Annotated in this window: 18 protein-coding genes; 10 read left to right on the top strand and 8 right to left on the bottom strand. The window is 72.3% G+C overall.

The genetic code is table 11. The features are described 5' to 3' along the window. Positions 1–127: 127 nt before the first annotated feature. Complete coding sequence (locus ACFVST_RS19120; RefSeq protein WP_390153015.1) at positions 128–898, top strand: hypothetical protein; 771 nt, start codon at positions 128–130, stop codon at positions 896–898. Positions 899–1,021: 123 nt separating this feature from the next. Then, complete coding sequence (locus tag ACFVST_RS19115) at positions 1,022–1,357, top strand: DUF2516 family protein (protein WP_390153013.1); 336 nt, start codon at positions 1,022–1,024, stop codon at positions 1,355–1,357. 48 nt (positions 1,358–1,405) lie between these two features. Here ACFVST_RS19115 and ACFVST_RS19110 read toward each other — a convergent pair whose 3' ends face one another. The 4 genes from ACFVST_RS19110 to ACFVST_RS19095 form a co-directional block, all read right to left on the bottom strand. After that, positions 1,406–2,803, bottom strand: coding sequence for a PP2C family protein-serine/threonine phosphatase (locus ACFVST_RS19110; RefSeq protein WP_390153010.1), 1,398 nt, complete (start codon positions 2,801–2,803; stop codon positions 1,406–1,408). Between the two features lie 266 nt (positions 2,804–3,069). Further along, positions 3,070–4,371: an NlpC/P60 family protein gene (locus ACFVST_RS19105; RefSeq protein ID WP_390153008.1), complete on the bottom strand. Its 1,302-nt coding sequence runs from the start codon at positions 4,369–4,371 to the stop codon at positions 3,070–3,072. A gap of 231 nt (positions 4,372–4,602) precedes the next feature. After that, the gene (locus ACFVST_RS19100) at positions 4,603–5,448 is read right to left on the bottom strand and encodes a class I SAM-dependent methyltransferase (RefSeq protein ID WP_390153005.1); all 846 of its coding nucleotides are present in this window, start codon (positions 5,446–5,448) and stop codon (positions 4,603–4,605) included. A 32-nt stretch (positions 5,449–5,480) separates the two neighbouring features. After that, positions 5,481–6,005: a GNAT family N-acetyltransferase gene (locus ACFVST_RS19095; RefSeq protein WP_390153003.1), complete on the bottom strand. Its 525-nt coding sequence runs from the start codon at positions 6,003–6,005 to the stop codon at positions 5,481–5,483. A gap of 317 nt (positions 6,006–6,322) precedes the next feature. On the opposite strand from ACFVST_RS19095, the gene mshA reads away from it, so the two are divergent. The 3 genes from mshA (at position 6,323) to ACFVST_RS19080 (ending at position 9,244) form a co-directional block, all read left to right on the top strand. Next, positions 6,323–7,678, top strand: coding sequence for a D-inositol-3-phosphate glycosyltransferase (gene mshA, locus ACFVST_RS19090; protein ID WP_390153000.1), 1,356 nt, complete (start codon positions 6,323–6,325; stop codon positions 7,676–7,678). Between the two features lie 18 nt (positions 7,679–7,696). Beyond that, positions 7,697–8,233 carry a YbjN domain-containing protein gene (locus tag ACFVST_RS19085; RefSeq protein WP_390152997.1) on the top strand — a complete coding sequence of 179 codons (537 nt, stop codon included), beginning with the start codon at positions 7,697–7,699 and terminating at the stop codon, positions 8,231–8,233. A gap of 231 nt (positions 8,234–8,464) precedes the next feature. Beyond that, entirely contained in the window at positions 8,465–9,244 is a 780-nt protein-coding gene (locus ACFVST_RS19080) for an SAM-dependent methyltransferase (protein WP_390152994.1), read from the top strand. Between the two features lie 31 nt (positions 9,245–9,275). Here the strand turns inward: ACFVST_RS19080 and ACFVST_RS19075 are convergent, their stop codons facing one another. Continuing rightward, a complete protein-coding gene (locus ACFVST_RS19075; RefSeq protein WP_390152992.1) occupies positions 9,276–10,562 on the bottom strand; it encodes an MDR family MFS transporter in 1,287 nt (428 codons plus the stop codon). A gap of 127 nt (positions 10,563–10,689) precedes the next feature. On the opposite strand from ACFVST_RS19075, the gene ACFVST_RS19070 reads away from it, so the two are divergent. From ACFVST_RS19070 to ACFVST_RS19060, 3 genes are all read left to right on the top strand, one after another. After that, positions 10,690–11,448 carry a phosphoglyceromutase gene (locus tag ACFVST_RS19070; protein ID WP_390152989.1) on the top strand — a complete coding sequence of 253 codons (759 nt, stop codon included), beginning with the start codon at positions 10,690–10,692 and terminating at the stop codon, positions 11,446–11,448. Between the two features lie 230 nt (positions 11,449–11,678). After that, positions 11,679–12,290 carry a hypothetical protein gene (locus tag ACFVST_RS19065; RefSeq protein WP_390152987.1) on the top strand — a complete coding sequence of 204 codons (612 nt, stop codon included), beginning with the start codon at positions 11,679–11,681 and terminating at the stop codon, positions 12,288–12,290. A 123-nt stretch (positions 12,291–12,413) separates the two neighbouring features. After that, positions 12,414–12,773: a cupin domain-containing protein gene (locus ACFVST_RS19060; RefSeq protein WP_390152984.1), complete on the top strand. Its 360-nt coding sequence runs from the start codon at positions 12,414–12,416 to the stop codon at positions 12,771–12,773. 128 nt (positions 12,774–12,901) lie between these two features. Here the strand turns inward: ACFVST_RS19060 and ACFVST_RS19055 are convergent, their stop codons facing one another. From ACFVST_RS19055 to phoU, 3 genes are all read right to left on the bottom strand, one after another. Next, positions 12,902–13,294 (bottom strand): nitroreductase/quinone reductase family protein, encoded by a 393-nt coding sequence (locus ACFVST_RS19055; RefSeq protein WP_390152981.1) that lies wholly within the window; start codon positions 13,292–13,294, stop codon positions 12,902–12,904. A gap of 242 nt (positions 13,295–13,536) precedes the next feature. Further along, on the bottom strand, positions 13,537–13,689 hold the full coding sequence (locus ACFVST_RS19050; protein ID WP_390152978.1) for a hypothetical protein: 153 nt from the start codon (positions 13,687–13,689) through the stop codon (positions 13,537–13,539). Positions 13,690–13,875: 186 nt separating this feature from the next. Then, a complete protein-coding gene (gene phoU / locus ACFVST_RS19045; RefSeq protein WP_390152975.1) occupies positions 13,876–14,559 on the bottom strand; it encodes a phosphate signaling complex protein PhoU in 684 nt (227 codons plus the stop codon). A 219-nt stretch (positions 14,560–14,778) separates the two neighbouring features. Here phoU and ACFVST_RS19040 point away from each other — a divergent pair, with 219 nt between their 5' ends. Further along, a complete protein-coding gene (locus ACFVST_RS19040) occupies positions 14,779–16,104 on the top strand; it encodes a sensor histidine kinase (protein ID WP_390152972.1) in 1,326 nt (441 codons plus the stop codon). After that, on the top strand, positions 16,101–16,781 hold the full coding sequence (locus ACFVST_RS19035) for a response regulator (RefSeq protein WP_390152969.1): 681 nt from the start codon (positions 16,101–16,103) through the stop codon (positions 16,779–16,781). The genes ACFVST_RS19040 and ACFVST_RS19035 overlap by 4 nt, the downstream gene beginning before the upstream one ends. Positions 16,782–16,916 lie beyond the last annotated feature (135 nt).

The following is a 16,916-nucleotide window of genomic DNA, read 5'->3' as shown; positions in this document are numbered from 1 at the left end:
AGAGCAGCAGAACAGAGCAGCAGAACAGAGCGGCAGAGCAGTACAAGAGCAGTACAGCAGCAGAGCAGTAGTACCAGAGCAGGAAAACCCTCAAGTACGACGAAGAGTGATCCGGGAGGACGCTGTCATGGCCATCACCGACGACCTGCGGAAGACCTTTACCGACCCCACGCCCCTCTACTTCGCGGCCGGCACCGCTGATCTGGCGTTGCAGCAGGCGCGGAAGGTGCCGGGGCTGGTGGAGCAACTGCGAGCCGAGGCGCCGGCCCGTATCGAGGCCGTCCGCAACGCGGACCCCAAGGAGATGCAGGACAAGGCGGCCGGCCGGGCCAAGGAGGTGCAGGAGAACCTCCAGGTCAAGCTGAACGAGCTGCTGGCCTCGCTGGACACCGACTTCCGCAAGCTGGGCGAGTCGGCCCAGGACCTCGCGCTGCGCGGGGTGGGCGTCGCCGCCGAGTACGCGGTCCGGGCGCGGGAGACCTACGAGAAGGTGGCCGAGCACGGCGAGCAGACCGTGCGCACCTGGCGCGGTGAGGACGAGGACGGCGGTGGCGCGGTGGCCGAGCCGCGGGTGGTCACCGAGCCGGCGCCGGTCGTGAAGCCGGCGGGCGGGGCGTCCGCGGCGCGTGCGGAGTCGGTCGCGGTGGACGGCGGCGCCAAGTCCGCTCCGGCCAAGCCCGCGCCGGTGAAGCCCGCTCCGGCGAAGGGCGCGCGGCCCGCGGCCACCGGGAAGCCGGCCCCCGCGAAGAAGGCGCCGACCGCTCGCCGTACCAACTCCCCTTCTCCGGCGGGTACTTCGGCGAACGGGTCCAAGGCCGCGGGTACGAACGGTGCCAAGCCCTCCAGTGCTTCGACTCCCTCGGCCGCCCCGAAGAAGAACACTCCGCCGGCGAAGTAGTGCGGTCGGCGGTGCGGCGGCTGACGTGGGCCGCGGGCCGGGCACGATCGGCGTGCGCCGGGCGTTGGACGGGTACGGTGGCCGCGTAGTGACGAGTCGATATGGGTGGTGGACATCGTGCTGATGCAAGGGTTCGCAGGAGTCATGTGGCTGCTGAATGTCGCCCTGATCGTCTTCAGCGGGTTCGCGCTCTTCGACGCGGCGATCCGGCGTGAGGACGCCTACCGGGCGGTGGGCAAGCAGACCAAGCCGTTCTGGTTGATCATCCTGGCGCTGGCCTTCGTGGTGAGCCTGGTCTTCCCGATCCTGTCGTTCCTGCCGATCATCGGTCTGATCGCGGTCATCGTGTACATCGTGGATGTGCGGCCGGCGATCCGCTCGATCTCCGGCGGGCGCCGCGGCCCGCGCCGCGGTTCCAGCAGCGACGGGCCGTACGGGCCGTACAACGGCGGCCGTTGAGAGCGGCGACGGCGTACAGGAGACGGACGTGTACATGGGCGGGGGCGGTCAGGTGGTGTGGGCGGGGGCCGTCGTGGTCGGGCGGTCTAGGAGGAGGACGGCCACATCGTCGGTGAGGTCGCCGCCGTTCAGCTCGCGGGCCTCGCGTACCGCGGCTTCCAGCAGGCCGTCACCGCGCAGGCCGGTCGCGCGCTGGCGGCGCACCATCTCCAACATGCCGTCCTGGCCCAGCCGCCTGGTGCCGTCGCCGACGCGGCCCTCGATCAGGCCGTCGGTGTAGAGCATCAGACTCCAGGCGCCGCCCAACTCCACCTGCTGGCACGGCCAGCGGGCCTCGGGCAGCAGGCCGAGCGCGGGGCCGTTGTTGTCGTACGGCAGGAGTTCCGCGGGGTGGTCGCCGCGGGCGATCAGAGGGGACGGGTGGCCGGCCAGATAGAGGCCGGCGCTGCGGCCGTCCGGGGCGATGTCGACGGTGCAGAGGGTGGCGAAGATCTCGTCGTCGGCCCGCTCGTGCTCCAGGACCTGCTGGAGGGTGGAGAGCAGTCGGTCGCCGCTGAGGCCGGCCAGGGTGAGGGCGCGCCAGGCGATCCGCAGTTCCACGCCGAGGGCCGCCTCGTCGGGTCCGTGGCCGCAGACGTCGCCGATCATGGCGTGCACCGTGCCGTCGGGGGTGCGGACGGTGTCGTAGAAGTCGCCGCCGAGGAGGGCGCGGGAGCGGCCGGGCCGGTAGCGGGCGGCGAAGCGGAGTTGGGAGCCGTCGAGGAGCGGGGTGGGCAGCAGGCCGCGTTCCAGGCGGGCGTTCTCCTGGGCGCGGAGCCGGGACTCGGTGAGCTTGGCCTGGGCGACGTCGGCGCGTTTGCGTTCCACGGCGTAGCGGATGGTGCGGCTGAGGAGGCGGCCGTCGAGTTCGTCGCGGAAGAGGTAGTCCTGGGCGCCGACGCGGACCGCTTCGGCGCCGCGTTCGGCGTCGCCGGAGGCGGTGAGGGCGAGGACGGCGTGGCGGGGCGCCATCCCCAGGACGTGCCGGAGGGTGGCCAGTTCGTCCACGGCGGGCCCGGCCGACTCGTCTGCTTTGCCTTCCTTGTTCTCTTTGTTCGCGTCATCAGGGATGTCCGGGGCGGGCTCCGGCTCGTTGCGTGCCGTGCGGTCGCCGGCTGGGCGGCCGGTGGCGGAGAGGGCCAGGTCCAGCAGGATGCAGTGGACGTCGTCGGTCAGCAGCCGCTCGGCCTCGGTGAGGTTGCGGGCGGTGCGTACCCGGATCGGGTTGCCCGCGGAGTCGAGCAGTTGCGGCACGCCCAGCGAGGAGCCCGCCGGGTCGTCCTCGATGAGCAGGAGCGTCAGCCCTGCGGTCTCCGGCGCGGGCGGGCGGGCGGACTCGGGCGAGGCACCGGCCTGACCACTCTCCACGGCCGGGATCGCTCTCTGCCGCGGTACGGGTACGGGCATCGGTCTGGTTTCCTTCCCTCCCCCCGAGGGCACGGTGGGCGACGATCGACGCTCCACCGACGGGGACCATAGCGGCAGTCGGTACCGCAATGGAATGGCGCTGGTGACGCGGCCGCCGCCATATGCCGCCTCACGTACCGGAATTGGGCGGGAATGCGCCCTTCGCAGAATGACGAACGTCACGCCGTCCTGATGGAACCGCGGCCGCCCCGGGTGTCCGCGGTCACGTGGCCGAGGTCACTCCGGGCGCCGCCGCGTCGCCGGCCTCACTCGCGGTCCCGTTCCTGGTCCGGGCGGACCACGCCCAGGATCCGCATCGAACCGGCGCCCGTGACGGTCACCGTGCGGCCCGGGCGGGGCGCGTGGATGATCAGGCCCTTGCCGATGTACATGCCGACATGGCTGGCGTCGTCGTGGTAGATGATCAGGTCGCCGGGGCGCATGGCCGCCGGGTCGACATGGCGCAGCAGCCGCCACTGCTCCTGCGAGGTGCGGGGGATGGGCTGCCCGGCGGCGGCCCAGGCCTGCGAGGTCAGCCCCGAGCAGTCGAAGGTCGCCGGCCCCTCCGCGCCCCACTGGTACGGCTTGCCGAGCTGCTCGGTGGCGAACTCGACCGCCGCCCTGCCCTGCCGGGTCGCCTCCGCGGTGAGCGAGTCGAGGGCGCCGGAGCGCAGCCATTCCGCCTGCTGCTTGTCGCCGGCCTGCCGCTCCAGTTGCCGCAGCCGCTCCCGTTCCTCCTTCTCCAACTGCGACTCAAGTGCCTCGGCGGTCTCGATCCGCTGGGTGATGCGCTTCTTGGCGGCGGCCTTCTTCTTGCGGTCGGCCTCCAGCTTCTTCCAGCGCGCGGCGGCCTCACCGGCGTACTTCTTCAGTTCCCGCTGGGTGTCGGCGAGTTCGTGCAGCAGGCCGCGGGTGCCGTGCTGGCCCTGGCGGACCCGGTCGGCGCCGTCCAGGAACTGCCGCGGGTCGTCGCTGAGCATCAGCCGCGCGGTGGGCGGCAGGCCGCCGCCCCGGTACTGGGCGCGGACCGCGGCGCCCGCCCGGTCCTTGAGGAAGTCCAGCCTCCGCTGCCCCGCGGCGATCCGCCGGTTCAGCCGGTGCAGCGCGGCGGACTGCTTGTCGGCCCGCTCCTCCGCCGCGTTGTACGCGTCGGTGGCCAGTCCCGCCTCGTGGTACAGCGTCTCCAGCCGGGCCCGGACGGCCTCCAGTGCGGTGTCGTCCCGCGGCGCGTCACCCCCGGCCGCCGCCTCCGGAGCGCTCTCCCTCTCCGTCCCCTTGTCCTTCTTCGCGGCGTGCCCGGTGCCCCGGTCGGTCTTCTTGCCCGGATCGGTGGGCTGGGCGGGGGTGCTGGGCTTCGGGGGGCCGACGGGGGTGTCCGAGGGCTCCATCGGGAGCTTGGAGCGGCGCGGGGGGCGTGCGGGGGAGGGCGGGGTGGTGATCTCGGCGCCGACGCGGACCGAGCCGGGCCGTACCTCCAGCCACACCGACAACGGGTCTGCGGGCAGGGTGACTTGGGCGGTCGCCGTGCCCGGGGTGAGCAGGACGGTCGTGGCGCAGACCACTGCCACGGCCGCCGTCGTTCTGATACTCCGCTTACTCGTCACGATCCGCCCCCGATACGTGTTAATCACCGGTAACTTACGCTGTCCGCGGATCGTGCCATGCCCGCACCGGTCCGCGACAGAGTCGGGCCCAACTCCGGTGCTGTGTCGCCCCGTTCGTCCCAGTAGTGGCCCGCCGCCGTCCCTCCTCCGACGTATCGGAGGCACTGATCGTTCCGTTGTGGCGGGGTGCGGGCCTCAGTCCGTCGGGGCCAACGCGGCCCAGCGGACGGTGACTTCGCCCTGCCGCCAGCGTTCCGGGCCGTCCACCACCGGCCACTGCCCGGACAGGTCCCGCACCGTGCGCAGCCACCGCTGCCGCGCACCGTAGGAGGCGTAGGGCGCGGCGGCGGCCCAGGCGCGGTCGAAGTCGAGCAGGAAGGCGTGCACCGGCTCGCCCGGCATATTGCGGTGGATCAGCGCCTTCGGGAGCCGTTCCGCCAGGTCGGAGGGGCGGTCCAGGGAGGCGAGGCGGGCGGCGAAGGTGACCGTACGGGGGCCTTCGGGGCCGAGGGCGACCCAGACATGGCGGCGGCCGATCTCGTCGCAGGTGCCCTCCACCAGCAGCCCCCCGCCCGAAGCGTCCCGGCCCCAGCCGCCAGCCGGGCCGCCGTCCGCCGGGGCGAGCCGGGCGCACAGCCGCTCCCACACCGGCCACACCTCCGGCTCCTCGTACTGGCGCAGTACGTTCGCCGCCCGGATCAGCAGCGGGGCGGTGTCCCCGGGCAGCGGCACCTCGAAGCCGCCGCGCCGGAAGACCAGCCCCTCCCGGGCGTACGGCCGGGCGGCGGCCACCCGCTCCGGGTCGATCTCGATCCCCACCACCCGGGTCCGGGGCGCGGCGGTGCGCAGCCGGCGCAGCAACTCCACCGCGGTCCACGGCGCCGCCCCGTAGCCGAGGTCCACGGCGACCGGATCCGCGGCCCGCCGCAGCACCGGCCCGTGTACGGCGGCGATCCAACGGTCCATCCTGCGCAGGCGGTTGGGGTGGGTGGTGCCCCGGGTGGGCGAGCCGACGGGACGGGACGGGATCCGGGGGGCCATGGCCTTGAGGGTATGCGGGGGGGCGACAGGCTTCAGGGAAGGGTGAGGGAGATCCAGGTGTCCGGGGGGATCTCGGGGCGGCCGGGGACCGGGCGGTGTTCCTCGGTCCAGGCGCCGGGCGCGCCCCCGGTGAGCTCGGTGGCGGCCCGCCGCCAGAATCGCGCGGCGCCCGTGTTGGCGTCCTGGAAGGCGACCTCCCAGGGGCCGGGGTGGCGGGCGGTGATCTGGCGGACGGCGGCCATTCCGATGCCGGTGCGCCGGGCGCCGCGCACCACGAAGAAGCTGTTGAGCACCCGCACCGGGCCGTGCAGTCCGCGGACGAAGGCGAAGCCGACCGGGTGCTCGCCCAGGGAGGCGTTCCCCAGGGCCAGTAGATACGGGGCGCGGTCGGTCTCGGCGAAGGCCGCGTGGACCCATTCGTCGCGGTAGCTGCCGTCGGGCCGCGGCAGTGCCCCGCCGTCGAACTCGCTCAGATCGTGCCGGAACATCAGCCACAGCCGGTCCACGGTGGCCCGGTCGGTCTCCAGCGCGGGACGCACGGCGACGGTGGTGGACATGGCTCCTCCTGAGCGGACGGTGGCGGGCGAGAGGTACGGGTGGCGGCACGGGTACACGTAGCAGAGGTGCGGTGGCCGCCGGGCCGGAACGCTCGAAGGGCTCCCGGTCGGCCGCCCGCGACGCCTCTCGTGACCCGGCTTCCGGCAGGCCCCGGCATGGTCACGGTTGAGCCTCGCTCGGTAATGATTCGGTAAACAGGAAATGGAAGCGCGCCTTCCGGTGTTGGGGGTCTGGCGGAGGGAGAAGCACGCCCTCCCCGTCGGCATGTCCCCGCCCCGCCGCGCGGCAGACCCGCTTCCGCAAGGAGGACCGCCAGGTGAGTCACTCCGTGGCCCGTCTCGGTCGCCGTTCCCCCGCGGCACCCGCCCGACTCCGCTTCCCCGGCACCGGCCGCAGGCCCCGCCGGGTGGCGATGCTCAGCGTGCACACCTCGCCGCTGCACCAGCCAGGCACCGGGGACGCCGGCGGGATGAACGTCTACATCGTGGAGCTGGCCCGCCGCCTCGCCGCCAACAACGTCGAGGTCGAGATATTCACCCGCGCCACCACCGGCGGCCTCCCCCCGACGGTCGAGATCGCCCCCGGCGTCCTCGTCCGGCATGTGGACGCGGGACCGTACGAGGGGCTGGCCAAGGAGGAGCTGCCGGCGCAGTTGTGCGCCTTCACCCACGGTGTGATGCGCGCCTGGGCCGACCACCGGCCCGGCCACTACGACCTGGTGCACTCGCACTACTGGCTCTCCGGGCACGTCGGCTGGCTGGCCGCGGAGCGCTGGGGCGTGCCGCTGGTGCACGCCATGCACACCATGGCCAAGGTGAAGAACGCGGCGCTCGCCGAGGGCGACACCCCCGAACCCGCCGCCCGGGTCATCGGCGAGACCCAGATCGTCGGCGCCGCGGACCGCCTCATCGCCAACACCGCTGAGGAAGCGGAGGAGTTGGTACGGCACTACGAGGCGGACCCGGCCCGGGTGGCCGTGGTGCACCCCGGGGTCAACCTCGATGTCTTCCGCCCCGCCGACGGCCGGGCCGCCGCCCGTGCCCGCCTCGGCCTGCCGCAGGACGCCCTGATCCCGCTCTTCGCCGGCCGTATACAGCCCCTCAAGGCGCCCGATGTACTGCTGCGCGCGGTGGCCGTACTCCTCGCGCGGCGGCCGGAGTTGAGGTCCCGGATGGTGGTGCCGGTGGTGGGCGGGCCCAGCGGCAGCGGTCTCGCCCGGCCGGAGAAGCTGCAGAAGCTGGCGGCCCGGCTGGGGGTGGCGGATGTGGTGCGGTTCCGGCCGCCGGTGGGGCAGGAGCAGCTCGCCGACTGGTTCCGGGCGGCGTCGCTGCTGGTGATGCCCTCGTACAGCGAGTCCTTCGGGCTGGTGGCGATCGAGGCGCAGGCGGCGGGGACCCCGGTGCTCGCGGCGGCCGTCGGCGGGCTGCCGGTTGCGGTGCGCGACGGGGTCACCGGACATCTGGTGCGGGGCCACGACCCGGCCGACTACGCCCGTGTCCTCGGCGCCTTCGCGGACGACCCGGGGCGCACCGCCGCCCTGGGCGCGGCCGCCGCCCGGCACGCCCGCTCCTTCGGCTGGGACGCCGCCGCGCTGGCCACCGCCGACACCTACACGGCGGCCGTGCAGGAGTACCGCCGCCGGGCCCGCGGCCACCACCACCTGCCGTCCTGACTCACGTACGCTCGCGGCATGGGTGAGGTGCACAGGGGCCAAGAGGTCAGCAGGGCCACCGGAGTCATCGAGGCGGCGTTGCGGGACGCGGAGCTGGAGTGGGAGAGCCCCGAGCGCGGCAGCTATGTGGTGAAGCTCCCCGGTACCCGCAAGCTCTCCACCACCCTCTCGCTGATCGCCGGCCGGCACTCCCTGTCGCTGAACGCCTTTGTGATCCGCCGCCCCGACGCCAACCAGGAGGCCGTGCACCGCTGGCTGCTGGAACGCAACCTCCGCCTGTACGGGGTGAGTTACGCGGTCGACCGGCTGGGCGACGTCTACCTCACCGGGCGCCTGCCGCTGGCCGCGGTCACCGCCGAGGAGGTGGACAAGCTGCTCGGCTCGGTCCTGGAGGCCGCCGACGGCAGCTTCAACACCCTGCTGGAGCTGGGTTTCGCGGACGCCATCCGCCGCGAGTACGCCTGGCGGGTCTCCCGCGGCGAGTCCACCCGCAACCTGGACGCCTTCAGCCATCTGACCCGGCCCTCGGCCGACACCCCGCCGGAAACTGACTGAACGTCAAATCCCTGGCCACAGCTTGGCGTTGAAGTGAACGAGCTGCGAGGACGTCGTTCGGAACCGGGGTGGAGACGGCCGCTCGATACGCCAACTCCCCTGATTGTGGCAGCCTGTTGAGCGCACACGGTTCGGACCGCGCGGGCGTTGGACGCGCGGCTGCCCCTCCCTGAAGGGGCCGGTCGGGTCCGGCCGCTTCCGCCCACGGCAGGAGAGGTATCGGAGCGTCCCATGACGGCTGAGCTGCCCCGGATCGACACCACCAAGCCACACCCCGCGAGGGTCTACGACTATCTACTCGGCGGCAAGGACCACTACGACGCCGACAAGGAGGTCGGCGCGAACCTCCCGCCGATCGCCGCCCCCGCGGCCCGGCTGAACCGCGCCTTCATGCAGCGCGCCGCGGCCTGGTGCGCCCGCGGCGGTACCGACCAGTTCCTCGACATCGGCACCGGCATCCCCACCGAGCCCAACCTCCACCAGGTCGTCCAGGCCATCCAGCCGGCCGCCCGCGTCGTCTACACGGACAACGACCCGGTGGTGCTGCGGCACGCCGAGGCCCTGATGTTCAGCACCCGCGAAGGCGCCACCGACTACATCCAGTCCGACGTCCGCGAACCGGAGCAGATCCTCCGGCACGCCCGCCAGTTCCTGGACTTCGACCGCCCGGTCACCCTGTCGCTGATCGCCCTGATGCACTTCGTCACCGACGAGTGGGACCCGTACGGCCTGGTCCGCACCCTCGTCGGCGAACTGCCCTCCGGCAGCCATCTGGTGATGTCGCACGCCACCTGGGACTTCACCCCGGAGATCGCGGAGGACTTCACCCGGGTCTACACGGCCAGCGGGATGCCGCTCGCCATCCGCGACAAGGCGGGCGTGGAGCGCTTCTTCGACGGCCTCGAACTCCTCGACCCCGGAGTGGTCCCCATCGCCTCCTGGTACAAGGATGGCGAAGCCCCGGAACCCGTGCGGAACATGCTCTACGCGGGCGTCGCCCGCATCCCGTAAGCCCGAGCCCCCGCCGCGCGGGTGCACCCCGTCACCCGGCCTGCTCCCGCGCGACGGCCCCGGGCACCTCCGGCACCGCCACCTCGGACGCCGGGGGCACGGGGGCCGCGGCCGGCTCCGGCGGCAGGCGCTTCATCAGCAGCCAGTACCCCAGCGCGGCCGCCGTACCGAGTACCGCGCAGCCGCCCCACAGCCAGTCCGCGCCGTACCGGTCGATCACGAAGCCGGACATCAGCGGTGCCACCAGCGCCGCCACCGCCCAGCACAGGTGATACACGCCCTGGTAGCGGCCGCGGCCGTGGACCGGGGAGAGGCGCACCACCAGACCGGACTGGACAGGCGCGTTGACGACCTCGGCGAGCGTCCACACGCACACCGTCAACGCGAACACCCCGACCGAGCCGGCGAACGCCGTCAGCCCGAACCCGTACCCCGCCAGCAGCGAGGACACCATCAGCAGACGACTCGGATCGCGGTGCTCGATGAAGCGGGTCACCGGGATCTGGAGGGCCACGATCAGCACGCCGTTGACCGCGATCGCCATCCCGTAGTCCGCCGCCGAGAAACCCGCCCGCCCCATCGCCACCGGCAGCCCCACCGCACCCTGCTGGAAGATCAGCGCGATCAGGAAGCACAGGCCGACCACCCCCATGAACGGGCCGTCCCGCAGTACCGTGCCCAGCCGCGTCTCCGCACCCGCGGCCCGCTCCGCCGCACTGCGCACCGGACGCGACTCCGGCAGCTTCACGAACACCACCACCGCACACGCCAGCGTCATCCCCGCCTCGACGAGGAACCCGGCGAGATAGCTGACCTCGGCGATGAAACCGGCCGCCATGGAGGACACCGCGAAGCCCAGGTTGATCGCCCAGTAGTTCAGCGAGAAGGCCCGCACCCGGTCCTCGGGGCGCACCAGGTCCGCCATCATCGCCTGCACCGCGGGCCGCGAGGCATTGCTCGCCATCCCCACCAGGAACGCCACCGCGGCGATCGCCACCGGATGCGTCACCAGCCCCAGCGCCGCCACCGTCAGCGCCGTGCACACCTGCGCCACCAGCATCGTCGGACGCCGCCCCAGCCGGTCCGCCATCACCCCGGCACCCAGCGAGGACACCACCCCGCCCAGCCCGTGCACCGCCACGACCAGGCCCGCGTAGGAGGCCGAGTAGCCGCGTTCCAGGGTCAGATAGAGCGCCATGAAGACGGCGACGAAGGCGCCGAGGCGGTTGACCAGGGTGCTGGTCCACAGCCACCAGAAGGCGCGGGGCAGCCCCGACACGGACTCCAGCGCGGCACGTCTGACGGCGGCCAAGGACACCGCCACACCTTACGAAGCCCGGCGGAGCCCCGTCACCCCCTGACCCCGAACCCGCCCCCGAACCGCCGCCCGCCCCCGCTCACCCGCGCCGCACGGCCCACTCAGGCCGTCGTTTACGCTCAGAGCCATGGCCGACGGTACGTACAAGCTGATCCTGCTCCGCCACGGCGAGAGCGAGTGGAACGCCAAGAACCTGTTCACCGGGTGGGTGGACGTCAACCTCACCGAGAAGGGCGAGAAGGAGGCGATCCACGGCGGCGAACTGCTCACCGCCGCCGGCCTGCTGCCCGACATCGTGCACACCTCGGTCCAGAAGCGCGCCATCCGCACCGCGCAACTGGCCCTGACCGCCGCCGACCGGCACTGGATCCCGGTCCACCGCTCCTGGCGCCTCAACGAGCGCCACTACGGCGCCCTCCAGGGCAAGGACAAGGCGCAGACCCTCGCCGAATTCGGCGAGGAGCAGTTCATGCTCTGGCGCCGCTCCTACGACACCCCGCCGCCCCCGCTCCCCGACGGCGCCGAGTTCTCCCAGTCCGACGACCCGCGCTACGCGGACCTCCCGCCGGAGCTCCGCCCCCGCACCGAGTGCCTCAAGGACGTCGTCCAGCGCATGGTGCCGTACTGGTACGACGGCATCGTGCCGGACCTGGTCGCCGGCCGCACCGTACTGGTCGCCGCCCACGGCAACAGCCTGCGCGCCCTGGTCAAGCACCTCGACCAGGTCTCCGACGAGGACATCGCCGGCCTGAACATCCCCACCGGCATCCCCCTCTTCTACGAACTCGGCCCCGACTTCCGCCCGCTCAACCCGGGGGGCACGTACCTCGACCCCCAGGCCGCCTCCGCGGCCATCGAGGCGGTCAGGAACCAGGGCAGGAAGTAGGCAAGAAGTAGGTCCGCACCGACCGACACCGACAGCCCCCTGCCCGCGGATCCGCCGCCGGCAGGGGGGTTTCGACGGCCTGCGGGGGCAGGCGCGGGGCGGGCGCGCGGGCGAGGCCGGGGGCCGCGAGCCGGGACGCCGGGAAGCGCTCGACCAGCCGGTTCTCGCACGGCTAATCTCCTCGACTGATCTCCCCGACGGATACGGGGAGCGGGTGGGTGGGGGCGAGGATGCGTCGTATCGGGTCGGCCGGAGCCGTGCTGGCTGCCGGATTGCTGCTGGTGACCGGGTGTTCGGGCGGCGGGAGCGATTCCGGGCCACGGGTGACGAAGGCGCTGGCCGAGAGCGTGCCCAAGGGCTGCGGTCACTATCTGAAGCCGGAGTCGGTGGCCGCGGCGCTCGGCGCCAACAAGTTCGCCGGGGCGAGCGGGCGGTTCCGCGACGGCAAGGGGTCCTGCTCGGTCGACATCAAGGTGGGGGAGGCGGGCCGCGACGGTATGGACGGGCCGCAGCACATCAATGTGAAGTTCTCGCTGGAGATCTTCGACTGGGGACCCGCCCTGGTGGCCGAGTCCCTCAAGGAGAAGTGCCACGCCGCCGGGGACGACGGAGTCACCAGCACCTTCAAGGGGCCCAAGGGGGCGTGCGGCGTCTACCGGGCCGAGCCTACGGAGGAGTTCCTGGTCGGCGGCCGGCTGGACGCCTACGCGGGCGAGGGACGGAAGCTGCTCACGATCACCTTTCACGGCGTGGACGGCACGCTGAAGAAGGACCGCGGGCGAGTCCTCCGGCTGCTGGCCGACGCCCGGGCCGAGGCCCGCGCCCAGGCCTCCGGAAGCTGACGGCCGGGGCTCGTCCGGCCACCCTCAACATCCGTAGGACAGCGGCCGGTTGAGGTCCACATGGCATCCCCGGCGCGGGCGGCGCACGATGGAGGTGTGGCCAGTAGGCAAGGAGGAATTGCCATGTTGCAGGTCAAGACCCCCAGTAAGCCGGATGAAAAGCGGGAGTACCACCACGGCCACCTGGAAGCGGTCCACCTTTCCGGGCTGGACTTCGCGGTGGCGACCTTCGAGCCGGGCTGGCGGTGGTCGCAGGACGTCGCGCCGATCGCCGGGACGGAGAGCTGCCAGGTCCACCACAACGGGATGGTGGTGCAGGGCCGGATGCACATCCGGATGGACGACGGAACGGAGACCGAGGTCGGCCCCGGAGACGTCTTCGTGTGCACCCCCGGGCACGACGCCTGGACCGTCGGCGACCAGCCGTGCGTGCTGTACGACTTCGCCGGTCAGATGGCGCAGGACTACGCCAAGCCGGAGTAGAGCCCGAGTAGCACCCCGGAAGGCTCCCGCGAAAGGCGGTCAAGCGCCCACGATCAAGCCCCCTGCCAGCGGTTTCCCCGGTGGCAGGGGGCTCGTCTGTGTTCTGTGTTCTGTGCGGGCGGCGGCGGTCAGGGGGTGAGGTCGATGCGGACGGTCAGCAGGCCCGAGCCGAAGCCGCGGACGGCCGCGCTGTTGAACCGCGGCAGGGTACGCAGCCGGGCCGCCGCGTCGTCCTCCGGCAGCGGGTGCGCCGTGCCGGAATACCAGCGTCCGCGCAGCCGGACCCGCACTCTCGGGTCGGCGCGGACATTGCGTACGTACTGGGAGCGGTCGCCGAACTCGGAGACCAGCCAGAAGGTGTCACCGCTGCGCCGCCCGCCCACCGGAGTGCGGCGCGGCAGGCCCGAGTTGCGGCCGGTGGTCTCCAGCACCGTCTGGAACGGGAGCCGGGACAGCAGCGGATTGAGCCTGCGCTGAAAGGCGGTGACGGTCCGGTACTTCCGCTCGCGGTCCAGAGGCATGGCCTGGCTCTCCCGAAAAAAGTCTGCGAATCCGCGTGAGCTTTCCCGATCCGCGGTGTCTGAAGAGAAACAGCGCATTCACGGAGCCAGGGGAAGGCACATGGCGATGACGACAAGGACGACGGGGTTGATGGGGATGGTTAGGACGATGACGGGACGCAGCGTATGCGGCGTGGACCGGGCAGAGCGAGAGGCCCCGCCCGGTGCGGACGAGGCCCCTCGGACGGATGGCGGTCAGCCCCTCAGCAGGCGCCGCCGCACTGGCACGGCGCTCCGGACTGGCAGCCGCAGCCGCAGCCCGAGCCGCACCCGCAGGCGCCGAGCAGCACCAGCGGCGGCGGCTCTGCCAACTGCCGTTCCGCGGTGGTGGGTTGAGGCGTCGGGGACTCGGCCATGGGATCCCTCCCGTACGAAGACCGCGGAGCGCTCCGCGGACATCGGACGGCGTACCGGTGGCGGGCACGCCGCGGGGGCGGGCCGCCCCCGCAGAGTGCATTCCCACCCGGGCGGGCGCATCAACGGCGCACATACGTACAGACCGGGGCACGCACGCCCACCCGGGCGCGAGCCCCCGTCCGCCGCTACGCCCCCTCGCCTCCGGTCGCCGCCGGCTGCTGCACCTCGTCCGCGTGCTCTCCGGTGACCAGGTAGACGACGCGCTTGGCGACGGAGACCGCATGATCGGCGAAGCGCTCGTAGTACCGGCCGAGCAGGGTCACATCAACGGCCGTTTCGATGCCGTGCTTCCAGCGGTCGTCCATCAGGTGCTGGAAGAGGGTGCGGTGCAGCAGATCCATGGCGTCGTCGTCCTTCTCCAACTGCAGCGCCAGATCGACGTCCTTGGTGATGACGACCTCCGCGGCCTTGGCCATCAGCCGCTGCGCCAGTTGCCCCATCTCCAGGATCGTGGCGTGCAGATCGTGCGGCACGGCGCGCTCCGGGAAACGCAGCCGGGCCAGCTTGGCCACATGCTGCGCCAGATCGCCCGACCGCTCCAGATCGGCACTCATCCGCAGGGAGGTGACCACGATCCGCAGATCCGTGGCGACGGGCTGCTGTCGGGCGAGCAGGGTGATGGCCCGCGCCTCCAGATCGTGCTGGAGGTCGTCTACCTTCTGGTCGGCGGCGATCACACTCTCCGCCAGCTTCAGATCGGCGTCGAGTATGGCCGTGGTGGCGCGCCCGATCGCCGATCCGACCAGGCGCGCCATGTCGACCAGGCCGTCGCCGATCGAGTCAAGTTCCTCGTGGTACGCGTCCCGCATGGGTCGTCCCTCTCTCGGTGCTCGTGCTCGTGCTCGGTGCGTGTTGTGGCGGGGGGCGGCTCGACGGCCCCACGCTGCCACGTTCCGCCGCGTACGCGACCGTTTCCGGCATCACAAGTGAATCGGCCCTGACCCCGAGGTGAACTCTGGGCGACGAGTGTTCGAGGTGACACTCGGACGACTGTGGGCGGCCCGCAAAGCACGCATAACCTGGACGGCATGGACGTGAACGCGGCGGTCGCCGCAGCGGCTGCGATCGCCGGGGTGTGTACCGGTGTGATCGCGATGCTGGCGTTCCGCTGGAGCGAACGCGACCTGAAGCGCCCCACCCGCGCCTCCCTGCACACCGACTGGGCCCTGCCCCCCGGAGTGGACACCGTCCTCTCGGTACTCCGCTCCTCCGCGGTCGTACTCGACGAGGCGGACGCCGTGGTGAAGGCCAGTTCCGCCGCCTATGCGCTCGGCCTGGTCCGGGGCGGCAAGCTGGCCGTGGAGCCGATGCTGCAGATGGCCCGCGACACCCGGCGCGACGGCGAGATACGGCAGGTCGAGCTGGACCTGCCGCGCCGCGGTACCGGCCGCGGCGACGCGCTCGCCGTCTCCGCCCGGGTGGCGCCGCTCGGCTCCCGTCTGGTGCTGCTGCTCGTGGAGGACCTCACCGAGGCCCGCCGGATCGAGGCCGTCCGCCGGGACTTCGTGGCCAATGTGAGCCATGAGCTGAAGACCCCCGTCGGCGCCCTCTCCCTGCTCTCCGAGGCCGTGATGGACGCCTCCGACGACCCGGAGGCGGTGCAGCGCTTCGCCGGGCGGATGCAGGGCGAGGCCACCCGCCTCACCAACCTGGTGCAGGAGCTGATCGACCTGTCCCGGGTGCAGAACGACGACCCGCTGGAGGACGCCGAGCCGGTCCTGGTCGAGGAACTGGCCGCCGAGGCCATCGACCGGTGCCGGCACCAGGCCGGCTCCAAGGAGATCACCATGGCCGCCTCGGTGGGCGGCGCCGACGGCCTCCATGTCTGGGGGAACCGCGGCCAGCTCGCCGCCGCCCTCGGCAATCTCGTGGAGAACGCCGTCAACTACAGCCCCTCCCGCACCCGCGTCGGCATCGCCGCCCGCCGGGTCACCGCACCGGGCGGGGACCAGATAGAGATCGCCGTCACCGACCAGGGCATCGGTATCTCCGACCGGGACAAGGAGCGCATCTTCGAGCGCTTCTACCGGGTGGACCCGGCCCGCTCCCGCGCCACCGGAGGCACCGGCCTCGGCCTGGCCATCGTCAAGCATGTGGCCGCCTCGCACGGCGGAGAGGTCAGCGTCTGGAGCTCCGAGGGGCAGGGCTCCACCTTCACCCTGCGCCTCCCGGAAGCCGCCGCACCCGAGCGCCCCCAGCGGACCACCCGCACCGAAGCCCCCGCCTCCGCCCTCCAGGGCACCGAGACCACAGCCGCTGCCGAAGGCGCCGGCCGGCACACCGGGGCGACCGCCGACGGGGCGGACGCCTCACCCCCGTACGCATCCCTTCCCGCCCCGGAGGTCCTTCCGTGACCCGAGTGCTCGTCGTCGAGGACGAGGAGTCCTTCAGCGACGCCCTGTCCTACATGCTCCGCAAAGAGGGCTTCGAAGTGTCCGTCTGCACCACCGGGCCCGACGGACTGGACGAGTTCGAGCGCAACGGCGCCGATCTCGTGCTGCTCGATCTGATGCTGCCCGGCCTGCCGGGTACCGAGGTCTGCCGCCAGTTGCGCAGCCGCTCCAACGTCCCGGTGATCATGGTCACCGCCAAGGACAGCGAGATCGACAAGGTGGTCGGCCTGGAGATCGGCGCCGACGACTACGTCACCAAGCCGTTCTCCTCACGGGAGTTGGTCGCCCGGATCCGTGCTGTGCTGCGGCGCCGCGGCGAGCCCGAGGAGGTCACCCCGGCCGCCCTGGAGGCCGGCCCGGTCCGGATGGACGTGGACCGGCATGTGGTCACCGTCTCCGGCACCAAGGTCGACCTGCCGCTCAAGGAGTTCGACCTGCTGGAGATGCTGCTGCGCAACGCGGGCCGCGTACTGACCCGGATGCAGCTCATCGACCGGGTCTGGGGCGCCGACTACGTGGGCGACACCAAGACGCTCGATGTGCATGTGAAGCGGCTGCGCGCCAAGATCGAGCCCGATCCGGGCGCCCCGCGCTATCTGGTGACGGTCCGCGGCCTGGGCTACAAGTTCGAGCCGTAGGCCGCGGCGGAAGTCGTGGAACGCCGGAGGGGGGGCCCCCCCGGTCGGGGGGGCCGCCGGCCGGCTGGGTGTTGCGTGGGGGGAGTTGGCCGAGGCCGGGGGAGGGGGGGGCGGCGGGGGGGGCGGAAACGTAGG

The organism is Streptomyces sp. NPDC058045, from assembly GCF_042885635.1.
GTDB lineage: Bacteria > Actinomycetota > Actinomycetes > Streptomycetales > Streptomycetaceae > Streptomyces.
This window is presented reverse-complemented; position numbering and strand designations above follow the sequence as displayed.